Source organism: Allobosea sp. 05T422_2 (genome assembly GCF_056396265.1).
On record NZ_JBFTLD010000164.1, the window covers coordinates 1 to 14,698 of the forward strand.

Annotated in this window: 15 protein-coding genes; 7 read left to right on the forward strand and 8 right to left on the reverse strand. The window is 65.5% G+C overall.

Annotated features, from left to right (window positions below; translation table 11 throughout):
- The 5 genes from AC1DJT_RS23795 to AC1DJT_RS23815 form a co-directional block, all read left to right on the forward strand.
- A partial coding sequence (locus tag AC1DJT_RS23795) for a fumarate hydratase (protein ID WP_476834996.1) occupies positions 1 to 206 on the forward strand: 206 nt, incomplete at its 5' end.
- Positions 203 to 844 (forward strand): fumarate hydratase C-terminal domain-containing protein, encoded by a 642-nt coding sequence (locus AC1DJT_RS23800; protein ID WP_476834997.1) that lies wholly within the window; start codon positions 203 to 205, stop codon positions 842 to 844. The genes AC1DJT_RS23795 and AC1DJT_RS23800, both read left to right, overlap by 4 nt.
- Positions 844 to 1,827 (forward strand): NAD(P)H-quinone oxidoreductase, encoded by a 984-nt coding sequence (locus tag AC1DJT_RS23805; RefSeq protein WP_441508032.1) that lies wholly within the window; start codon positions 844 to 846, stop codon positions 1,825 to 1,827. Before AC1DJT_RS23800 ends, AC1DJT_RS23805 begins: the two co-directional genes overlap by 1 nt.
- A gap of 101 nt (positions 1,828 to 1,928) precedes the next feature.
- On the forward strand, positions 1,929 to 2,732 hold the full coding sequence (locus tag AC1DJT_RS23810; RefSeq protein WP_162767941.1) for a DNA-binding transcriptional regulator: 804 nt from the start codon (positions 1,929 to 1,931) through the stop codon (positions 2,730 to 2,732).
- A 95-nt stretch (positions 2,733 to 2,827) separates the two neighbouring features.
- Entirely contained in the window at positions 2,828 to 3,811 is a 984-nt protein-coding gene (locus AC1DJT_RS23815) for a Bug family tripartite tricarboxylate transporter substrate binding protein (RefSeq protein WP_441478970.1), read from the forward strand.
- A gap of 67 nt (positions 3,812 to 3,878) precedes the next feature.
- Here the strand turns inward: AC1DJT_RS23815 and AC1DJT_RS23820 are convergent, their stop codons facing one another.
- From AC1DJT_RS23820 to AC1DJT_RS23830, 3 genes are read right to left on the reverse strand one after another with little or no spacing between them, the layout of a single operon-like run.
- Entirely contained in the window at positions 3,879 to 4,820 is a 942-nt protein-coding gene (locus tag AC1DJT_RS23820; protein ID WP_476834998.1) for a DUF6282 family protein, read from the reverse strand.
- A 10-nt stretch (positions 4,821 to 4,830) separates the two neighbouring features.
- Positions 4,831 to 5,745: a cupin domain-containing protein gene (locus AC1DJT_RS23825; RefSeq protein ID WP_441508030.1), complete on the reverse strand. Its 915-nt coding sequence runs from the start codon at positions 5,743 to 5,745 to the stop codon at positions 4,831 to 4,833.
- Positions 5,746 to 5,761: 16 nt separating this feature from the next.
- On the reverse strand, positions 5,762 to 6,562 hold the full coding sequence (locus AC1DJT_RS23830; RefSeq protein WP_441508029.1) for an HpcH/HpaI aldolase family protein: 801 nt from the start codon (positions 6,560 to 6,562) through the stop codon (positions 5,762 to 5,764).
- Between the two features lie 200 nt (positions 6,563 to 6,762).
- Here AC1DJT_RS23830 and AC1DJT_RS23835 point away from each other — a divergent pair, with 200 nt between their 5' ends.
- Complete coding sequence (locus AC1DJT_RS23835; RefSeq protein ID WP_476834999.1) at positions 6,763 to 7,773, forward strand: amino acid ABC transporter substrate-binding protein; 1,011 nt, start codon at positions 6,763 to 6,765, stop codon at positions 7,771 to 7,773.
- Between the two features lie 35 nt (positions 7,774 to 7,808).
- On the forward strand, positions 7,809 to 8,906 hold the full coding sequence (locus AC1DJT_RS23840) for a pyridoxal phosphate-dependent aminotransferase (RefSeq protein ID WP_476769867.1): 1,098 nt from the start codon (positions 7,809 to 7,811) through the stop codon (positions 8,904 to 8,906).
- A 223-nt stretch (positions 8,907 to 9,129) separates the two neighbouring features.
- On the opposite strand, the gene AC1DJT_RS23845 is transcribed toward AC1DJT_RS23840, so the two are convergent.
- From AC1DJT_RS23845 to AC1DJT_RS23865, 5 genes are read right to left on the reverse strand one after another with little or no spacing between them, the layout of a single operon-like run.
- Positions 9,130 to 9,960, reverse strand: a complete 831-nt coding sequence (locus AC1DJT_RS23845; RefSeq protein WP_476835000.1) for a 3-oxoadipate:acetyl-CoA acetyltransferase — start codon at positions 9,958 to 9,960, stop codon at positions 9,130 to 9,132.
- Between the two features lie 10 nt (positions 9,961 to 9,970).
- The gene (locus tag AC1DJT_RS23850) at positions 9,971 to 11,878 is read right to left on the reverse strand and encodes a bifunctional sugar phosphate isomerase/epimerase/4-hydroxyphenylpyruvate dioxygenase family protein (RefSeq protein ID WP_476769865.1); all 1,908 of its coding nucleotides are present in this window, start codon (positions 11,876 to 11,878) and stop codon (positions 9,971 to 9,973) included.
- Complete coding sequence (locus tag AC1DJT_RS23855; RefSeq protein WP_476835001.1) at positions 11,875 to 12,723, reverse strand: shikimate dehydrogenase family protein; 849 nt, start codon at positions 12,721 to 12,723, stop codon at positions 11,875 to 11,877. Before AC1DJT_RS23855 ends, AC1DJT_RS23850 begins: the two co-directional genes overlap by 4 nt.
- Before the next feature lie 15 nt (positions 12,724 to 12,738).
- Positions 12,739 to 13,773: a Gfo/Idh/MocA family protein gene (locus AC1DJT_RS23860; protein WP_441508023.1), complete on the reverse strand. Its 1,035-nt coding sequence runs from the start codon at positions 13,771 to 13,773 to the stop codon at positions 12,739 to 12,741.
- 13 nt (positions 13,774 to 13,786) lie between these two features.
- Positions 13,787 to 14,518, reverse strand: a complete 732-nt coding sequence (locus AC1DJT_RS23865) for an amino acid ABC transporter ATP-binding protein (RefSeq protein WP_069880472.1) — start codon at positions 14,516 to 14,518, stop codon at positions 13,787 to 13,789.
- Between the last annotated feature and the right edge of the window lie 180 nt (positions 14,519 to 14,698).

Below are 14,698 nucleotides of genomic sequence, written 5' to 3' on the forward strand. Positions count from 1 at the left end.
ATATGGAGGAGCGCCTGACAAGGGCGGTCAACCAGACCGGTTTCGGGCCAATGGGCGTCGGCGGCTCGACCACGACCTTCGGTGTGCATGTCGAGTACGCGTCAGGCCACGGTTTCACCCCTGTCGCAGTCTCCTTCAATTGCTGGATCAACCGGCGGACGCGCGCGAAGATCCACAATTCAGGCGTTGTGGATCGGATCGAATGAGCTCCTTCGACCTGCCCCGCCTGAAGCTGCCGCTGACACCTGCCGCGGCTCGGGCTCTGAAGCTGGGCGATCTCTTCCTGCTCGATGGCGACGCGGTGGCGACAGTCGGCATGCCCACGCAGAAGCGCATGGTGTCCGAGGTGGCGGCCGGTCGCGAGATGCCGACACCGATGCGGGGCAGCGCATTCTTCCATATGGGCGTCAGCTATGACGAAGTGGATGGCAGGCCGGGACGCCTCCATTATGTCAATCCAACGACCTCGAGCCGCTTCAACGGCCTGATGCCTACCTTGATCCGGGAGCTCGGCCTGACCTCCGTCGGCGGCAAGGGCGGATTGTCACGCGAAAGCGCTGACGCCATGCGCGAGGTCGGCTGCGTCTATTTCTCCTTCGTCGGTGGCGCGTCGGCGCTGCTCAGCGAAGGCGTCGAAGAGGTCCTCGACAGCGCCTGGAACGACCTGATCATGCAGTTCCGGCTGAACCGCGTCAGGCTGGGAGGATTCKGACCGGTGACGGTTGCGATCGATGCCCATGGCAACTCCATCTATGAGCGCCTGATGACCTCCGCCCAGGCGCGCCTGCCGGAGATCCTGCAGGCCCTGCGGGCTCCCATCTCCCCCGTCGACGAGCAACACTGATGCAAGCGATCGAGATCACCCGGCCCGGTGGGCCGGAGGTGCTGGCCTTTTGCGAGCGCGCGTCCCCTGCGCTTGGCCCCAATGACGTCCTCATCCGGGTCCGGGCCGCGGCCGTGAACCGCCCGGATGTGCAGCAGCGGCGCGGGCTCTATCCGCCACCGCCCGGCGCGACCGACCTGCCTGGCCTCGACGTTGCAGGCATCGTCGAAGCCGTCGGCGCGGAGGTGGAATGGCCCAGGGCGGGTGACGCAGTCTGCGCGCTCGCCAATGGCGGCGGATATGCCGAGCTCTGCGCCGTGCCCGCGGTTCAGTGCATGCCCATGCCGAAGGGAGCGAGCTTCACCGAAGCTGCGGCACTGCCCGAGGCCTTCTTCACCGCCTGGAACAATGTGATCTGGCTTGGACGGCTCGCGGAAGGTGAAACGCTGCTCGTGCAAGGCGGCACCAGCGGCGTCGGCATGGCAGCGATCCAGATCGCCAAGAGCTTGCGGCAGGCCCGCGTGATCGCAACGGCAGGGACAGCCGCGAAGCTCGACATCTGCCGGGAGATCGGCGCCGATCACGCAGTGAATTATCGCGAGGACTGGGCGGCCGAGATTGTTGCGGCAATCGGCGCAGAGCAGGTCGACGTCGCGCTCGACGCGCAGGCCGGCCCCTACACCGAGAAGCAGCTGCAGCTGCTTGCGCCCGACGGCCGCGTCGTGCTGATCGCCAGCCATCTCGGCCAGATGGCGGAAGTCAATGTCCGCAACATCGTCCGGCGTCGCCTGACCCTGACCGGTTCGACCCTGCGCCCGCGTCCTGCCGCCTATAAGGGGCGGATCGCGTCGGAGCTCGTCGCCCATGTCTGGCCGTTGCTCGAGAGCAGGCGTATTCGCAACCACATCTGCGCAACCTTCGACTGGCGCGATGTACGGGAGGCCCATGCCCTGATGGACGCCGGCGAACAGGTGGGCAAGGTCGTCCTCACGCTCGATGGCTGACACCAGCGTTTGACATCGCTTCGGGCAGCAGGTCTCCTTGGCGTCGAGCAGGCGGGTGCCCCAGCATCACGCATAACAATCCGTCTGGCTGGGACCGCCTCTTGCCCTCGTTCACTCCCGTCCAGTCCGTCGTCAAGGCGCTCGACCTTCTCGCCGAAATCAACCGCAGCGGATTGGCGACGGTTGGCGATCTCCACCGGCGAACCGGCCTGCCCAAGCCGACGATCGTCCGGCTCCTCGAAACGCTCATCGCCACCGGCTATGTCATGCGCGACAGCCGTGTGCGGGGGTATCAGGTGACTTCCGGTGTGAACCGGCTGAGCGCCGGCTTCCACGGTGCGCCGATGGTGATCGAGGCCGCGCGCCCCTGGGCGACGGCCCTTACCCGGCAAATCAAATGGCCCTGCGCCGTCTGTGTCCTCGACTACGACGCCGTGATCGTGCGTTTCAGCACCATTCCCGACAGCCCGATTTCCCCGTTCCACGCAACCCTCGGCCATCGGCTGAGCCTGGGAGGGCGCGCGCTCGGGCGGGCCTATCTCGCATTCTGTCCCGAAGAGGAGCGCACGATCGTGCGCTCTGCAATGCTGGCTTCCCCGGACCCCGAGAACAGCGGCCTCGGCGACGAGGAGTTGGAACGGCTGATCGCCCAGGCACGCTGGCGCGGTTACACCGAGCGCGACCCTGCCGTCGAGCCGCGCACGTCTGCGACGATTGCCGTTCCCATCATGCTGGGCGAGCGCGTGCTCGCGACCTTCGGCGTCACCTTCTTCCGGTCCGTCGTGGCGACGCCCGATGATCGCGCGCGGATCATCCATCCCCTGAAGAAGGCGGCGGCAAGCATCGAGACGCAACTCAAGGCGCTGTCGCAATCAATGGGCGTCGCGTTTCAGGATGAGAAATAGGCCGCCTTCCCAACCTCCGTCGCCAGGAAGCCGCGCATAGTTCCGGGGCACAACCGCGCCGAACGATCGGTTGCCGCTCCGGAGGAACAGCCACCATGTCATTGTATTCTCGCCGCGCGTTCGCGGCGTCGCTCGTCGGCCTCGGTGCTCTGGCGAGCACGCGGGGCGCGCTCGGTCAGAGCTGGCCGGCCCGGCCGGTGACCATCATCGTGCCCTTCCCGGCCGGCGCGGCCACCGATGTCGTGGCCCGCCTGCTCGCGGAGAGGCTCCGCGCAGAGCTGGGGCAAGGTTTCATCGTCGAAAACAAACCTGGTGCCGGCGGAAACCTCGCCGCGGCCAGCGTCGTGCGCGCCGCCCCCGACGGGCATACGCTGTTCGTCTCCTCGTCTGGGCCGCTCGTCACCAACAAGCTGCTCTACAAGACACTCAGCTTCGACCCGCTCGTCGATTTCGAGCCGATCGCCATGATCGGAGATGTGCAGGTTGTGGTGGCGACGCACCCTTCCCTGCCAGTCAAGACACTGTCCGAGCTGATCGCCTACGGCAAAGCCAATCCGGGCAAGCTCACATTCGGAAGCCCGGGCTTCGGCCTGATGGGGCACATCGCCGGCGAACTGATCCAGCGCAAGGGCGGTTTCCAGATGACCCATGTGCCCTATCGCGGTTCTGCGCCGCTTGCGACCGATCTCCTCGCAGGAATCGTCAATGTCGCCGTCGATTTCCTTCCGCCCTATATTCCACATGTGAAATCCGGAGCCATCCGCGCACTCGCAGTCACGGCCGAAGAGCGGGCGCCGCAACTGCCCGATGTGCCGACCCTGTCGGAAGCGGGACTGACGGGAGTCAACGCCTCCTCCTGGTATGCGATCGTTGGTCCCAAGGGCCTTCCCGAGCCGATCTCACGCCGGATCAGCACGATCGTGAACGATTATGTGCTGAGCGCGGAGGGCCGCGCGAAGCTCGATCCGATCGGCGTGCGCTCGCTCGGCGGCGGACCGGACGTCGTCCGGAAAGCCCAGGCGCAGGAAATCGCCAAATGGAGCGAGGTCATCCGCACGGCTGCGATCGCCCTCGACTAAACCTTCGCCGCAAAGAAAAACCCCGGGTGAGCGCTACCGCTMACCCGGGGTTTTTGCATGCTCGGGATCAGACAGCGCCCGGCGAAACGTCGTCGAGATTCAGCAATGCCGCCGCATGTCCGCCGATCATGGTCCTGATGTCCTTCTCCGCGAATTGCAKGTCGAGCAGCCCACCGACGATCTCGCGGTAGCCATCGACCGGGCGTGGCGAACCGAGCAAGCCGAGATCGGAGCACAGCAGGGTGCGTTCGACACCGGCGACCTCGATCAGATGAGCGAGGTCGGACATCTCGTATTTCTTCGAGCGCCCTTCGACGAACATGCAGATCGAGTGCTCCATATAGGCACCGAGCGAAACGAGCTGGCGGATGTCGGCATCCGTGCAGCCCACGATATAGGTCGGGTGGTTGACGATCATCTTGCGGACGCCGCGCGCACGCGCTTCCTCGAACACGAGGTGGAGTTCAGAGGCATGGAGGTGGCCGCCCGCGAGAACGATGTCCCCCTCGGCAATCAGGTCGAGGATCTGCTTGACCGCGTCCGTCACCGTGCCGCTCGCATCGAGTGCGGTGAGCGGCAGCGCATCCAGCATCTTCCCTGCGGTCTTGGGGAAGGTCTTGACGGCGCCTGACGCCAGGACCGCGATATGGTTCGCGGCCGAGAGGGTCGGCAACCAGACGATCTTGCCGCCGATCTTGATGCAATGGTCGACGGCATGCGGATTGAACCCGCCCGAGGCATTGTTCAGCGCCACGCCGGAAAACAGCTTCAAGCCATTGTCGGGGAAGAGCTTCTCCAACATCACGGCATGCGAGGTGCCGAGGTAGAAATGGTCCTTGTAGACAAGCGCGCGGAACTTCGCGGAGGCAGCGTCGAGCATGGCCTCATGATGGTCGAGGATGCGCGGCATCGCGGCGGGGCCGCTGTGACAGTGCAGATCGACCGCACCGACGAGCAGATCCGCGACCTGCCGGGCACGGTCGGTTTGGGGGGCCTTGTCGAGAAGCATGCTGAAGTCCTCAGGGCGTTTCGCCGGGCATTGGATAATCTGCGGCGTTGATCACCCAACCGGGCTTTTCCGAGAAATCCATGCGTGGCGGTGAGAAGATGTCGATCATCTGGTTCAGGCCGGGCAGCACCGACCGGGACGTGTGGATCGAAGGCGGCGGGATGACCGTCAGCGACGGAGCCGCCATCAACTCGTGCTCGTCCTCGCGCCAGATCCTCATATCCGGCGTCCAGGGCCAGCGGATATCGTGGATGTAGGCGCCGTCGATGACGAGTGAGCCCTGCTCGAAATCGTCATGGTGATGCGGCGAGAGCTTGGTGATGTCGCGCAGCCCGAGCCGCGGGTCGAGCACGTTCACCATCAGCGTCGTGCAGCGAAAAATCCGGCCGAAGCGGCTCTCGCCCCCCTCGCCTTCCAGGCTGTAGCGCCGCAGTTTCCAGCCACCGCGCGGCTCGGGCCAAGGCTCCAGGAGCGCGACATTGGCGTGCGGTTCGGCATAGGACGAGGCATTGGAACAGGCTGCCGCCAGATCGGTCGCAGCAGTGGAGAAGATCCGGATGACGCGGCCATCACTGGCTGCCGTGACCTCGGAATCTCCGGGCGGCACGAACAGGATGGATGAGCCCGGCGAGGCGAGGCTCTCCCCGCGGGCAGAGAGCGACGCGCCCATGGCAGCGTCCGGCAGGATCACGCAATACTCATCCGGATGGCCGATGCGCGCCAGACTCGCCCCCGCGCGCACCTCCGAATAAGCGACGATGAAATTCTGCCCGCGCGCGATCCAAGTGCGGGCATCGGACCCGGCCTCCTGCGGCTCCTGCGCATAGAAGCGCGCATAATCCGCGCCGGCATAGGACGAAACGGGCGAAGCCTTGGCAGGCGCCCCGGTCGCGAGTTTGGCGCGGGGGTCGGTGGGGTGGAACATCGAGAATCTCTCCAGTTCAGCCGACTGCAGCCTGAGAAGCACGGGTTTTCATCGCCGACATCTCGCTGAACGCGTGGCCGGCCGCCTTCCTCAGGAAGCCCTGGTCGGACGAGACGATGAAGGCGCTTGCACCGCGCTCGGCAAAATCGGCGGCCTCATCGGCGTCGTCGGTCATGACGCAGACCGGCTTGTTCGCCCGTTTCGCTGCGGCGATGATCCTGTCCACCGCATCGCGGACCACAGGCGCGTCCCGTGTCGGCGCACCGAAAGCAACCGTAAGGTCGCCGCGGCCAATGAAGACGGCGTCGAGCCCATCGACGGCGAGGATCGCGTCGATCTCCTCGAGTGCAGCGGGATCCTCGATCATCGCGATGGCGGCCGTGGCGGCGTCGGCCGCATCAACATGGTTCCACATCTTCAAGGCGCCGTAACCGCCGGCCCGGGTCACGCCCGAAAATCCGCGCGCACCGCCCCGATAGCGGCAGGCGGCAGCAAGGATACGGGCCTGCGCGACACTCGAGACATGCGGCGCCAGGACACCGACTGCGCCGCAATCCAGGACCGACAGGATCGCGTCATGCGAAAGCACCGGAACACGCACGACCCCGGCGACCCCGGCGGCCCGGGCCGCGAGAAGCGCCACATCGGTAGAGCCCCTATCGAAGGGGGCATGCTCCTGGTCGATGACGACGAAGTCGAAGCCGACTGCGCCGAGGATCTCGATGGCGTGGCCGGTCGGTGTCTTGATGAAGCTGCCGATCAAGGACTCGCGATCGAGCAAGCGGCGCCGGAAGGAATTGTAGGGCGTGTTCTGCATGGACTCGGCACGGGATCGAGCGGCTGGGATGCGCCATCATCGCATCCGGCACCGGCGCAGCATGGCGATCTCCGCGCATTTCGCATTGTGAAATGGCGTGTGCGGCGCCCGTCGTTTCAAGCAATGAAACGAACAAAGAACCTCGTTGTGGTCGGCCGATGGATCGCCCACCACCACRGACAAATGGGGAGGACCATCACATGCACGCTCGCTTGACCACGGCCTTGGGCTTCACTCTGGCGCTGGCGGTTTCCGCCCAGGCCGGCACACTCGAAAAGGTCCGCGAGCGCGGTCAGCTGCTCTGCGGCGTCAGCCCGGGTGTGGCGGGCTTCTCCGTCCCGGACGAGGCCGGTCGCTGGACCGGATTCGATGTCGACCTGTGCCGGGCCGTCGCCGCCGCCACATTGGGCGACGCAAGCAAGGTCAAGTTCATCCCCCTCAGCCCGAAGGACAGGTTCGTCTCGCTGCAGAGCGGCGAAATCGRCGTGCTCTCCCGCCAGGCGACCTGGACGCTCTCGCGCGACACGCAACTCGGTCTGCGCTTCGCCGGGATCAACTACTATGACGGCCAGGGCTTCATGATCCGCAAGTCGCTCAATGCGGGCTCCGCCAAGGAGCTTGGCGGTGCGTCGGTCTGCGTGCCGACCGGTACGACCACGGAACTGAACATCGCCGACTTCTTTCGCGCGAATGGGATGAAGTACGAGTCCGTCAGCTTTGAATCGGGCGATCAGGCCGCCAAGGCCTTCGAGTCGGGACGCTGCGACGTCTTCAGCAACGACGTCTCGGCGCTGTCGGCCTACAGGCTGAAGCTGGTCAACCCGGCAGAATTCGTGATCCTGCCCGAACTGATCTCCAAAGAGCCGCTCGGGCCAGTCGTGAGGCAGGGCGACGAGGCCTGGAACAGCATCGTGCGCTGGTCCTATTTTGCGATGGTTGCTGCGGAAGAGCTTGGCGTCAGCTCGGCCAATGCCGACCAGCTCGCCGCCTCCGGTTCCCCCGAGGTGCGCCGGCTGCTTGGCAGCGAGGGCAAGTTCGGCGAGCCAATGGGCCTGAAGAACGATTGGGCGATGCAGATCGTCAAGCAGGTCGGCAATTACGGCGAATCCCACGACCGCAATGTCGGCGCGGGCTCGCGGTTGGGGATCGCGCGCGGGCTGAACAATCTCTGGAGCAAGGGCGGTCTGCAATATTCGCCGCCGGTACGCTGACCATCCGCGTTGCCGCGCCCACTACGGAGAAAGCTGTGTCGACCCCCACCATCATCCCGGTTCCGCGTATCGCACGCCTGCAGAACGTCCCGGCGCGCCGCACCCCCGCTCCCATTAAGGGAGCACCGCCGCCGGTCAGCTTGCATCTCAACGAGTCCTCGGAGCCCCCCGCTCCGAGCGTCGTGGCGGCGATGTGCGCCGCCACCGGCCAGGTGAACCGCTACCCCGATCATGACGGCGCCTCGCTGATCGAAGCGCTGGCTTCGCGCCTTGCCGTACCGCCAGCACAGATCGTGCTGGGGGCCGGCTCGAACGAACTCCTCTTCGCCAGCGCCGAATTGGCCCTCGACGCGGACGACGAGGCGGTGGCGCCGCATCCTGGCTTTCCAGCCTATGCCAAGGGCGCCGCGATGCGCGGCGCAAAGCTCGTATCTGTTCCGAACCGGCGCGATGGCCTCGTCGACGTCGTGGGCACCCTGGGCGCCATCACCGACCGGACACGCCTCGTCTTCGTCGCCTCGCCGCATAACCCGACCGGCGGCATGCTCGACGAGGCCGATGTGGAGCAACTCGTCGCCGGCGTCCCGGATCATGCCCTGCTGCATTTCGACGAGGCCTATTTCGAGTTCGGCCATCATGCCGGCGGGCCCGACGTGCTCGCCATCCTGCGCCGCCGCAGCGGCCCCTGGATCTCGACGCGCACCTTCTCGAAGGCATTCGGTCTTGCCGGCATCCGCGTCGGATACGGCATCGTCGGCTCACCGGCGCTGGCTGATGCCTATCGCAAGATCCGCACCAATTTCAGCGTCAACGCCGTGGCGTTGGCGGGAGCCGAAGCGGCTTTGAAGGAGCCCGCCTATCTCACCGACCTGCTCAGCAGGACCGCGGACGGCCGCGACTGGCTCGCGGACCAGTTGAAGGATCTTGGCTTCGTGGCCTTGCCCAGCGCGGCTAATTTCCTGGCGGTCCTCACGCCCGCACCGGCCGCCGAATTCTTCTCGGCGCTGAAGGCGGCAAACATCCACATCATGATGTTCGATGTCCCCGGTACACAGGGAGCCCTGCGCATTTCGATCGGCGCAAGGGATGAGATGGCTGCCTTGGTCGCGGTGCTGAAGCGGGCCGTCGGCTGACCGAACGCAAGCGTTTCATTGTTCCTGGCGGCGCCCGGCAGGCGCCGCTTCGCGCTGCAGCGCTCCGGCGTGGCTGGAGCCGACGCGCGCATGGTGAGCTGGTGCTTCGCCATGGTCGATTACCGCGCCCTTCTTCGGCCACCGCGATGYTGCCCTGGGGCAAACACATGCTGCTCCGCCCCACGCCGTGGAGCATCAACCTGGAGCTTGAATGGCCGCGGCCTCACACAGTCGGCAGCGACAGCAGCCCCCGCGCCTCTGCGACCGATGCCACGTGGCGGTCGTAGCTGCCAGCCATCTCGGCGATGCGCTTCACGAGGGCGGCATTGGACGGCGCGAGCGTGTCGCGATCGAGGCGGACATTGTCCTCCAGCCCGGTCCGGCAGTGACCGCCGAGTTCGAGTGACCAGCGGTTCAGCGTGATCTGGTCGCGCCCGATTCCGGCGCCCGTCCAGGTCGCGTCGGGCGCCAGCCGCTTCAATGTCGCGATGTAGAATTCGAACGCAGCGCGATCGACCGGCATCGCGTTCTTCACGCCCATCACGAACTGGACATGCAGGGGTCCCTTGATCGCGCCCGCGATACCCATCTCGGCAGCCTTGAAGATCATCGAGAGATCGAAGGCTTCGATCTCCGGCTTGACGCCGTGGGTCAGCATCTCCGCCGCCAGCCAGTCGACGAGATCCGGGCTGTTCTCATAGACCCGCGTCGGAAAATTGCATGAGCCTGTCGAAAGCGAGCACATGTCCGGCTTGAGCGGGATCATGCCCCCGCGTTCCCTGCCCGCCCCAGAGCGCCCTCCGGTGGAGAGCTGCACGATGATGCCCGGGCAATGTTTGCGCAGCCCCTCGAGCAGGCGGCCAARGCGCTCAGGGTCGGAGGTCGGCGTGCCCTCGTCGGTGCGGACATGGCAATGCGCCAGCGTCGCCCCCGCCTCGAAGGCCTCCTGCGTCGACTCGACCTGCTCGGCAATCGTGATCGGAACGGCGGGATTGTCGCGCTTGGTCGGCAGCGAGCCGGTGATCGCGACAGTAATGATGCAGGGTGTGGTCATGGCAGCGCCTTCATGCATGCGTGGGCGCGGGAACGGTGATCGGGCGGGACAGACGCGCCTGCGCGGTCAGGCGGATGCCCGCATTGGCCGCACCATAGCCACCATAGCCATTGCGCTGGACGATCTCGAAGAACAACCCGCCATCGAGCGTCGCGGTATAGGCCTGCCAGAAATCGCCGCCGGCATCGCGGTCGTAGAGAATGTTGAGCGCCTTCAGCGCATCGATCTCCTCGGGAGGCAGATCGGACCGCGCTTCGAGGTCATCGTAATAGTTCTCCGGAATCGGCAGCATGGCGACGCCATTGGCCACCAACCGTTCGACGGTCGCCCGAATATCATTCGTGGCGAAGGCGATATGTTGCACGCCGGAGCCGAAGAAATCGGTGATGAAGCGGGCCGACAGCGTCCGGTGGCTTTGCGAGCCGTTGAGAATGAGTCTCAGGCCATGGCCGGCCTGACCATCCAGCCCGCTCTCGATGACCTGGCTCTGGACGACGCCCCCTGGATCGATCACCGCCTGGCTCGGCGTCTTCGTTGTCTTGAACAGCGACGAGTAGAACAGCAGCCAGGTCAGCATTTCCTCATACTGCATGCTCTGCGAGATGTGATCGACCCCCACCAATCCGGCGCTTGAGCCATTCGCGCCGGTGGGCTCGAAATCCACCTGCGACCAGCGTCCAAGGGCGGAAGACTGATCCAGGAAATAGAGCAGGCTGCCGCCAAGGCCGCGCACGGCCGGGATGTCGAGTTCGCCTGGCCCGACCGCGCCGGCATGAGGCACATCGAGCAGGGCCGTCGCGCGTTCTGTGGCCGCGCCCGCATCTGCAACCCTCAGCGCGATCGCGCAGACCGAGGTCCCATGCGTGATCTGGTAGCTATGGGCGAAACCGTCGATATCGCTGTTGAGCACGATGCGGATATCGCCCTGGCTCCAGAGATCGACATCCTTGGAGCGATGCGCGCCGACGCGGCTGAATCCGAGCGCGCTCAGAAGGCTCTGGAAGCCCGGCCGCTCGGCCTCGGCGATGGCGAACTCGATGAACTCGACCGCTTCGACAGGCTCAGGCGCCGGCATTGCGACCGCGCCGGGCACCGGCCGGCCGAGCTCCCGTGCCGTCTCGTCGAGCAGCCAGAGCAACGACCGATGGCCGTCGAGCGCCACCGAGCGGGCAGAGCCGGCCCGGAATCGGTCGTTGAAGATCTCGAGCGACAGGACGCCGTCATAGCCAGTCGACGCGAGCGCCCTCATGAAGGCAGCAAGATCGAGATCGCCCTGCCCCGGCAGGCAGCGCCAGTGGCGGCTCCAGGAGAGATGATCCATCTGCAGCTTGGGGGCATCCGCCATCTGCACCATGAAGATCCGGTCGCGCGGGATGGTGCCGATGCTGGCGGGATCGAGCCCGCGCGAGAGGATGTGGAAGCTGTCGAGGATGATGCCGACATTGTCGCGGCCGGCCCGGCGCACGATTTCCCAGGCATCGCGATAGTCGACGACATGACGCCCCCAGGCCAGCGCCTCATAGCCGACGCGCAACCCTCGTTTGGCGGCCCGCTCGCCAAGCTCGGCGAAATCGCCGGCGAGCCTGTCGATGCCGCTCAAGCCCTCGGGCGAGACACTCGAGCAGACGAAGAGCAGGTCGGTMCCAAGCTCCTGCAGGAGGTCGAATTTCCGTTCCGCCCGGTCGAATGTCCGCCCCCGCCGCGCATCGGGCATGCCTTCGAAATCGCGAAACGGCTGGCAGGTCACGATCGCGAGCCCGAGATCGCCGCAGATCCGGCGCACCTCTGTCGGCGAGCCCGGGAAGGCGATCAGGTCGTTCTCAAAGATCTCGACGGCACGAAAACCGGCAGCCGAAATGGCCTCGAGCTTCTCCTGAAGCGTACCGGAGACGCAGACGGTGGCGATGGAAGGGATCATGAGCGCGTCTCCTCGTAGCCGAGCTGTGCGACCGAGCGCAGGTCCTCCGATGTCGTGGTGGGGAATCCGAAGAACTCGAGATAGGCCGGGATCTGCTCGAACAACATGTCGACACCGATCTGGAATGCGCAGCCGCGGGCGCGAACAGCGGCCAGGAAGGGAGTGATCTCCTGCTTCATCACCACTTCCCCGACAAAGGCCGAAGGCGCGATGCGCGCGACATCCATCGGCAAGGGATCGCCTGCCTTCATGCCGAGCGGCGTCGCATTGACCAGGATCGCGAACCCGGCCGGATCGTTCGAGCCGACAGTGACGACCAGTTGCGGATAGTGCTTGCGAAGCCTGTCAGCGAGGCCGTTCGCCAGAGGCGCATGGGTATCGAACAGGCCGAGTGCCGCGACGCCTGCCTTGGCGAGCGAGGCGGCGATGGCCGAGCCGACGCCGCCGGCGCCGACGACGAGCGCACGCGCGCCCTTGAGCACACGGCCCTTGCCCAGCACACCGCGCACGAAGCCCTCGCCGTCGAACATGTCGCCGACCAGCCGGCCATCGACATCAAGCCGCACGGCATTGCAGGCTCCTGCAATCGCGGCCGTGGTTTGCACCTCGTCGACCAGCGCGGTCGTCGTCACCTTGTGCGGCATGGTGATAAGGGCGCCGTGAGCGTTGGAGAGCCTGAAGAAGAGCCTGAGGAAAGCCGGATAGTCATCCGCCTTGCAGCCCATCGGCACCACGACGGCGTCGATCMCTTCTCGCTCGAAATACGGGTTGTAGATCATCGGCGCCTTGAAGCTCTCGGTCGGATAGCCGAGATGGGCGATGAGTTTCGTCGTGCCGCGGATCATGACGAACTGGCCTTCCTAGGTGTTGATCTCGGCAGCGACGCTGACGGCTGCGCCCGACCGGGCGCTGGCCAGGATCGCATCCAGCGTCACCGCGATATCGATGGATTCCGCCAGGGTCGCGCCGGTCCAGTGCTCGGGTCCTTGCCGCACCAGCCGCTCGAACGACTCCGCTTCCGCAAGGAACCCATTGCCGGGCGCAACCTCGATGGTCTCGGGAGCGGTCTGGACGGTCGTACCACGCCGGATCGTGAGCACCGGCGGCCCCCCGAGTGGGGGATGGTTGAGATAGGTCGTCTCGATCGTTCCGGCATCTCCTGCGATCAGGGCGTGGCGGTGATAGGCCGTGGCAAAGCTGCACGAGATCTGCGCAAGCGCTCCGCTCGGAAATTCCAGCGTGGCCGCAACGCTGCGATCGACGCCGGTTTCGCTCCAGCGCGCCGTCGCGCTGACGCGCTCGGGCCGCGCGCCTGCGACGAGAAGCGCCAGGCTGACGGCATAGCTGCCCGCGTCGAGAAGGGCGCCACCGCCGACTTCGGGCTTCAGGCGGATATTCGCCGGGTCGGAGAAGGCGACGCCAAAACTCGATCGGATGAGCTGAACCTTGCCGATCGCGCCCGCGTTGAGCAATTCGCGCAGTTTCAGCGTCTGGGCTTGTGCGCGGTAGGGATAGGCCTCGACGAGATGGCGTCCGTGCTGGCGCGCAGCAGCGGCCATGGCGCGGACCTCGGTCGCATTCATCGCCAGCGGCTTCTCGCAGAGCACATGCTTGCCGGCTTGCATGGCCCGGATCGACCATTCCGCATGGAGCGAGTTCGGCAGCGGATTGTAGATCGCGTCGATCTCCGGATCGGCCAGCAAGGCTTCATAGGAGCCATGAAAATGCGGAATGCCGCATTCCATCGCAAAGCGTTCGGCCTTCCCGGCATCGCGGCTGGCGACGGCAGCGACCGTGACAGTCCTCGACGGCGCGACACCACTCGCAAAGCTGCGTGCGATATTCGCCGCACCGAGGACACCGAGACGCAGTGGCATCGATTGCAGATCGGCCATGCCGGCCTCCTCCTCAGTGATTGTGCAGGATCTCGCCGAGGAACTGCCGGGTGCGCTCGTGGCGCGGATTGGTGAAGAACGCAGCCGGCGGCGCTTCTTCGACGATCGCACCGCTCGCCATGAAGATCACGCGGTCGGCGACCTGGCGCGCAAACCCCATCTCGTGGGTGACGCAGATCATCGTCATGCCCTCCTCGGCGAGCCCGATCATGGTGTCGAGCACCTCCTTGACCATTTCCGGGTCGAGCGCCGAGGTCGGCTCGTCGAACAGCATGACCTTCGGCTGCATGCACAGGGCCCGCGCGATCGCGACGCGCTGCTGCTGTCCGCCGGAGAGCTGGGCCGGATATTTTTCCGCCTGTTCGGCGATCTTGACCCGGCCGAGCAGGCGTCTTGCCGTGGCTTCGGCCTGCGCCTTGCTGGCGCGAAGCGAACGCATCGGCGCCAGCATGCAGTTCTCCAGCACCGTCAGATGCGGAAACAGGTTGAAATGCTGAAACACCATTCCAACCTCGCGGCGAACGGCATCGATGATCCTGGAATCATCGCTGAGAACCGTCCCACCGACACGGATCTCGCCCTTCTGGTAGGGTTCGAGATGGTTGATGCAACGGATCAGGGTCGATTTTCCCGAACCTGACGGCCCGCACAGGACGATCTTCTCGCCCTGGCGGACCGACAGGTTGATGTCGGTCAAGGCCTTGAACTCGCCGTACCATTTCTCGACGCCCGCCATTTTGATCATGGCGTCAGTCCCTTGAATGGTTGCAGTCGCGGACTGGCTGTTCATGGCCTCTGCTCCGTTTTGTCCTGCCGCGCTCAGCTTGCGGAGAAGGAGATGCCTTCGAGGCTGTCGGGGAACTTGTGGACGGGAACCTTCATCCACTTGTCGTAGACTTTCTGGAGCTCGCCATTGGCCCTGATC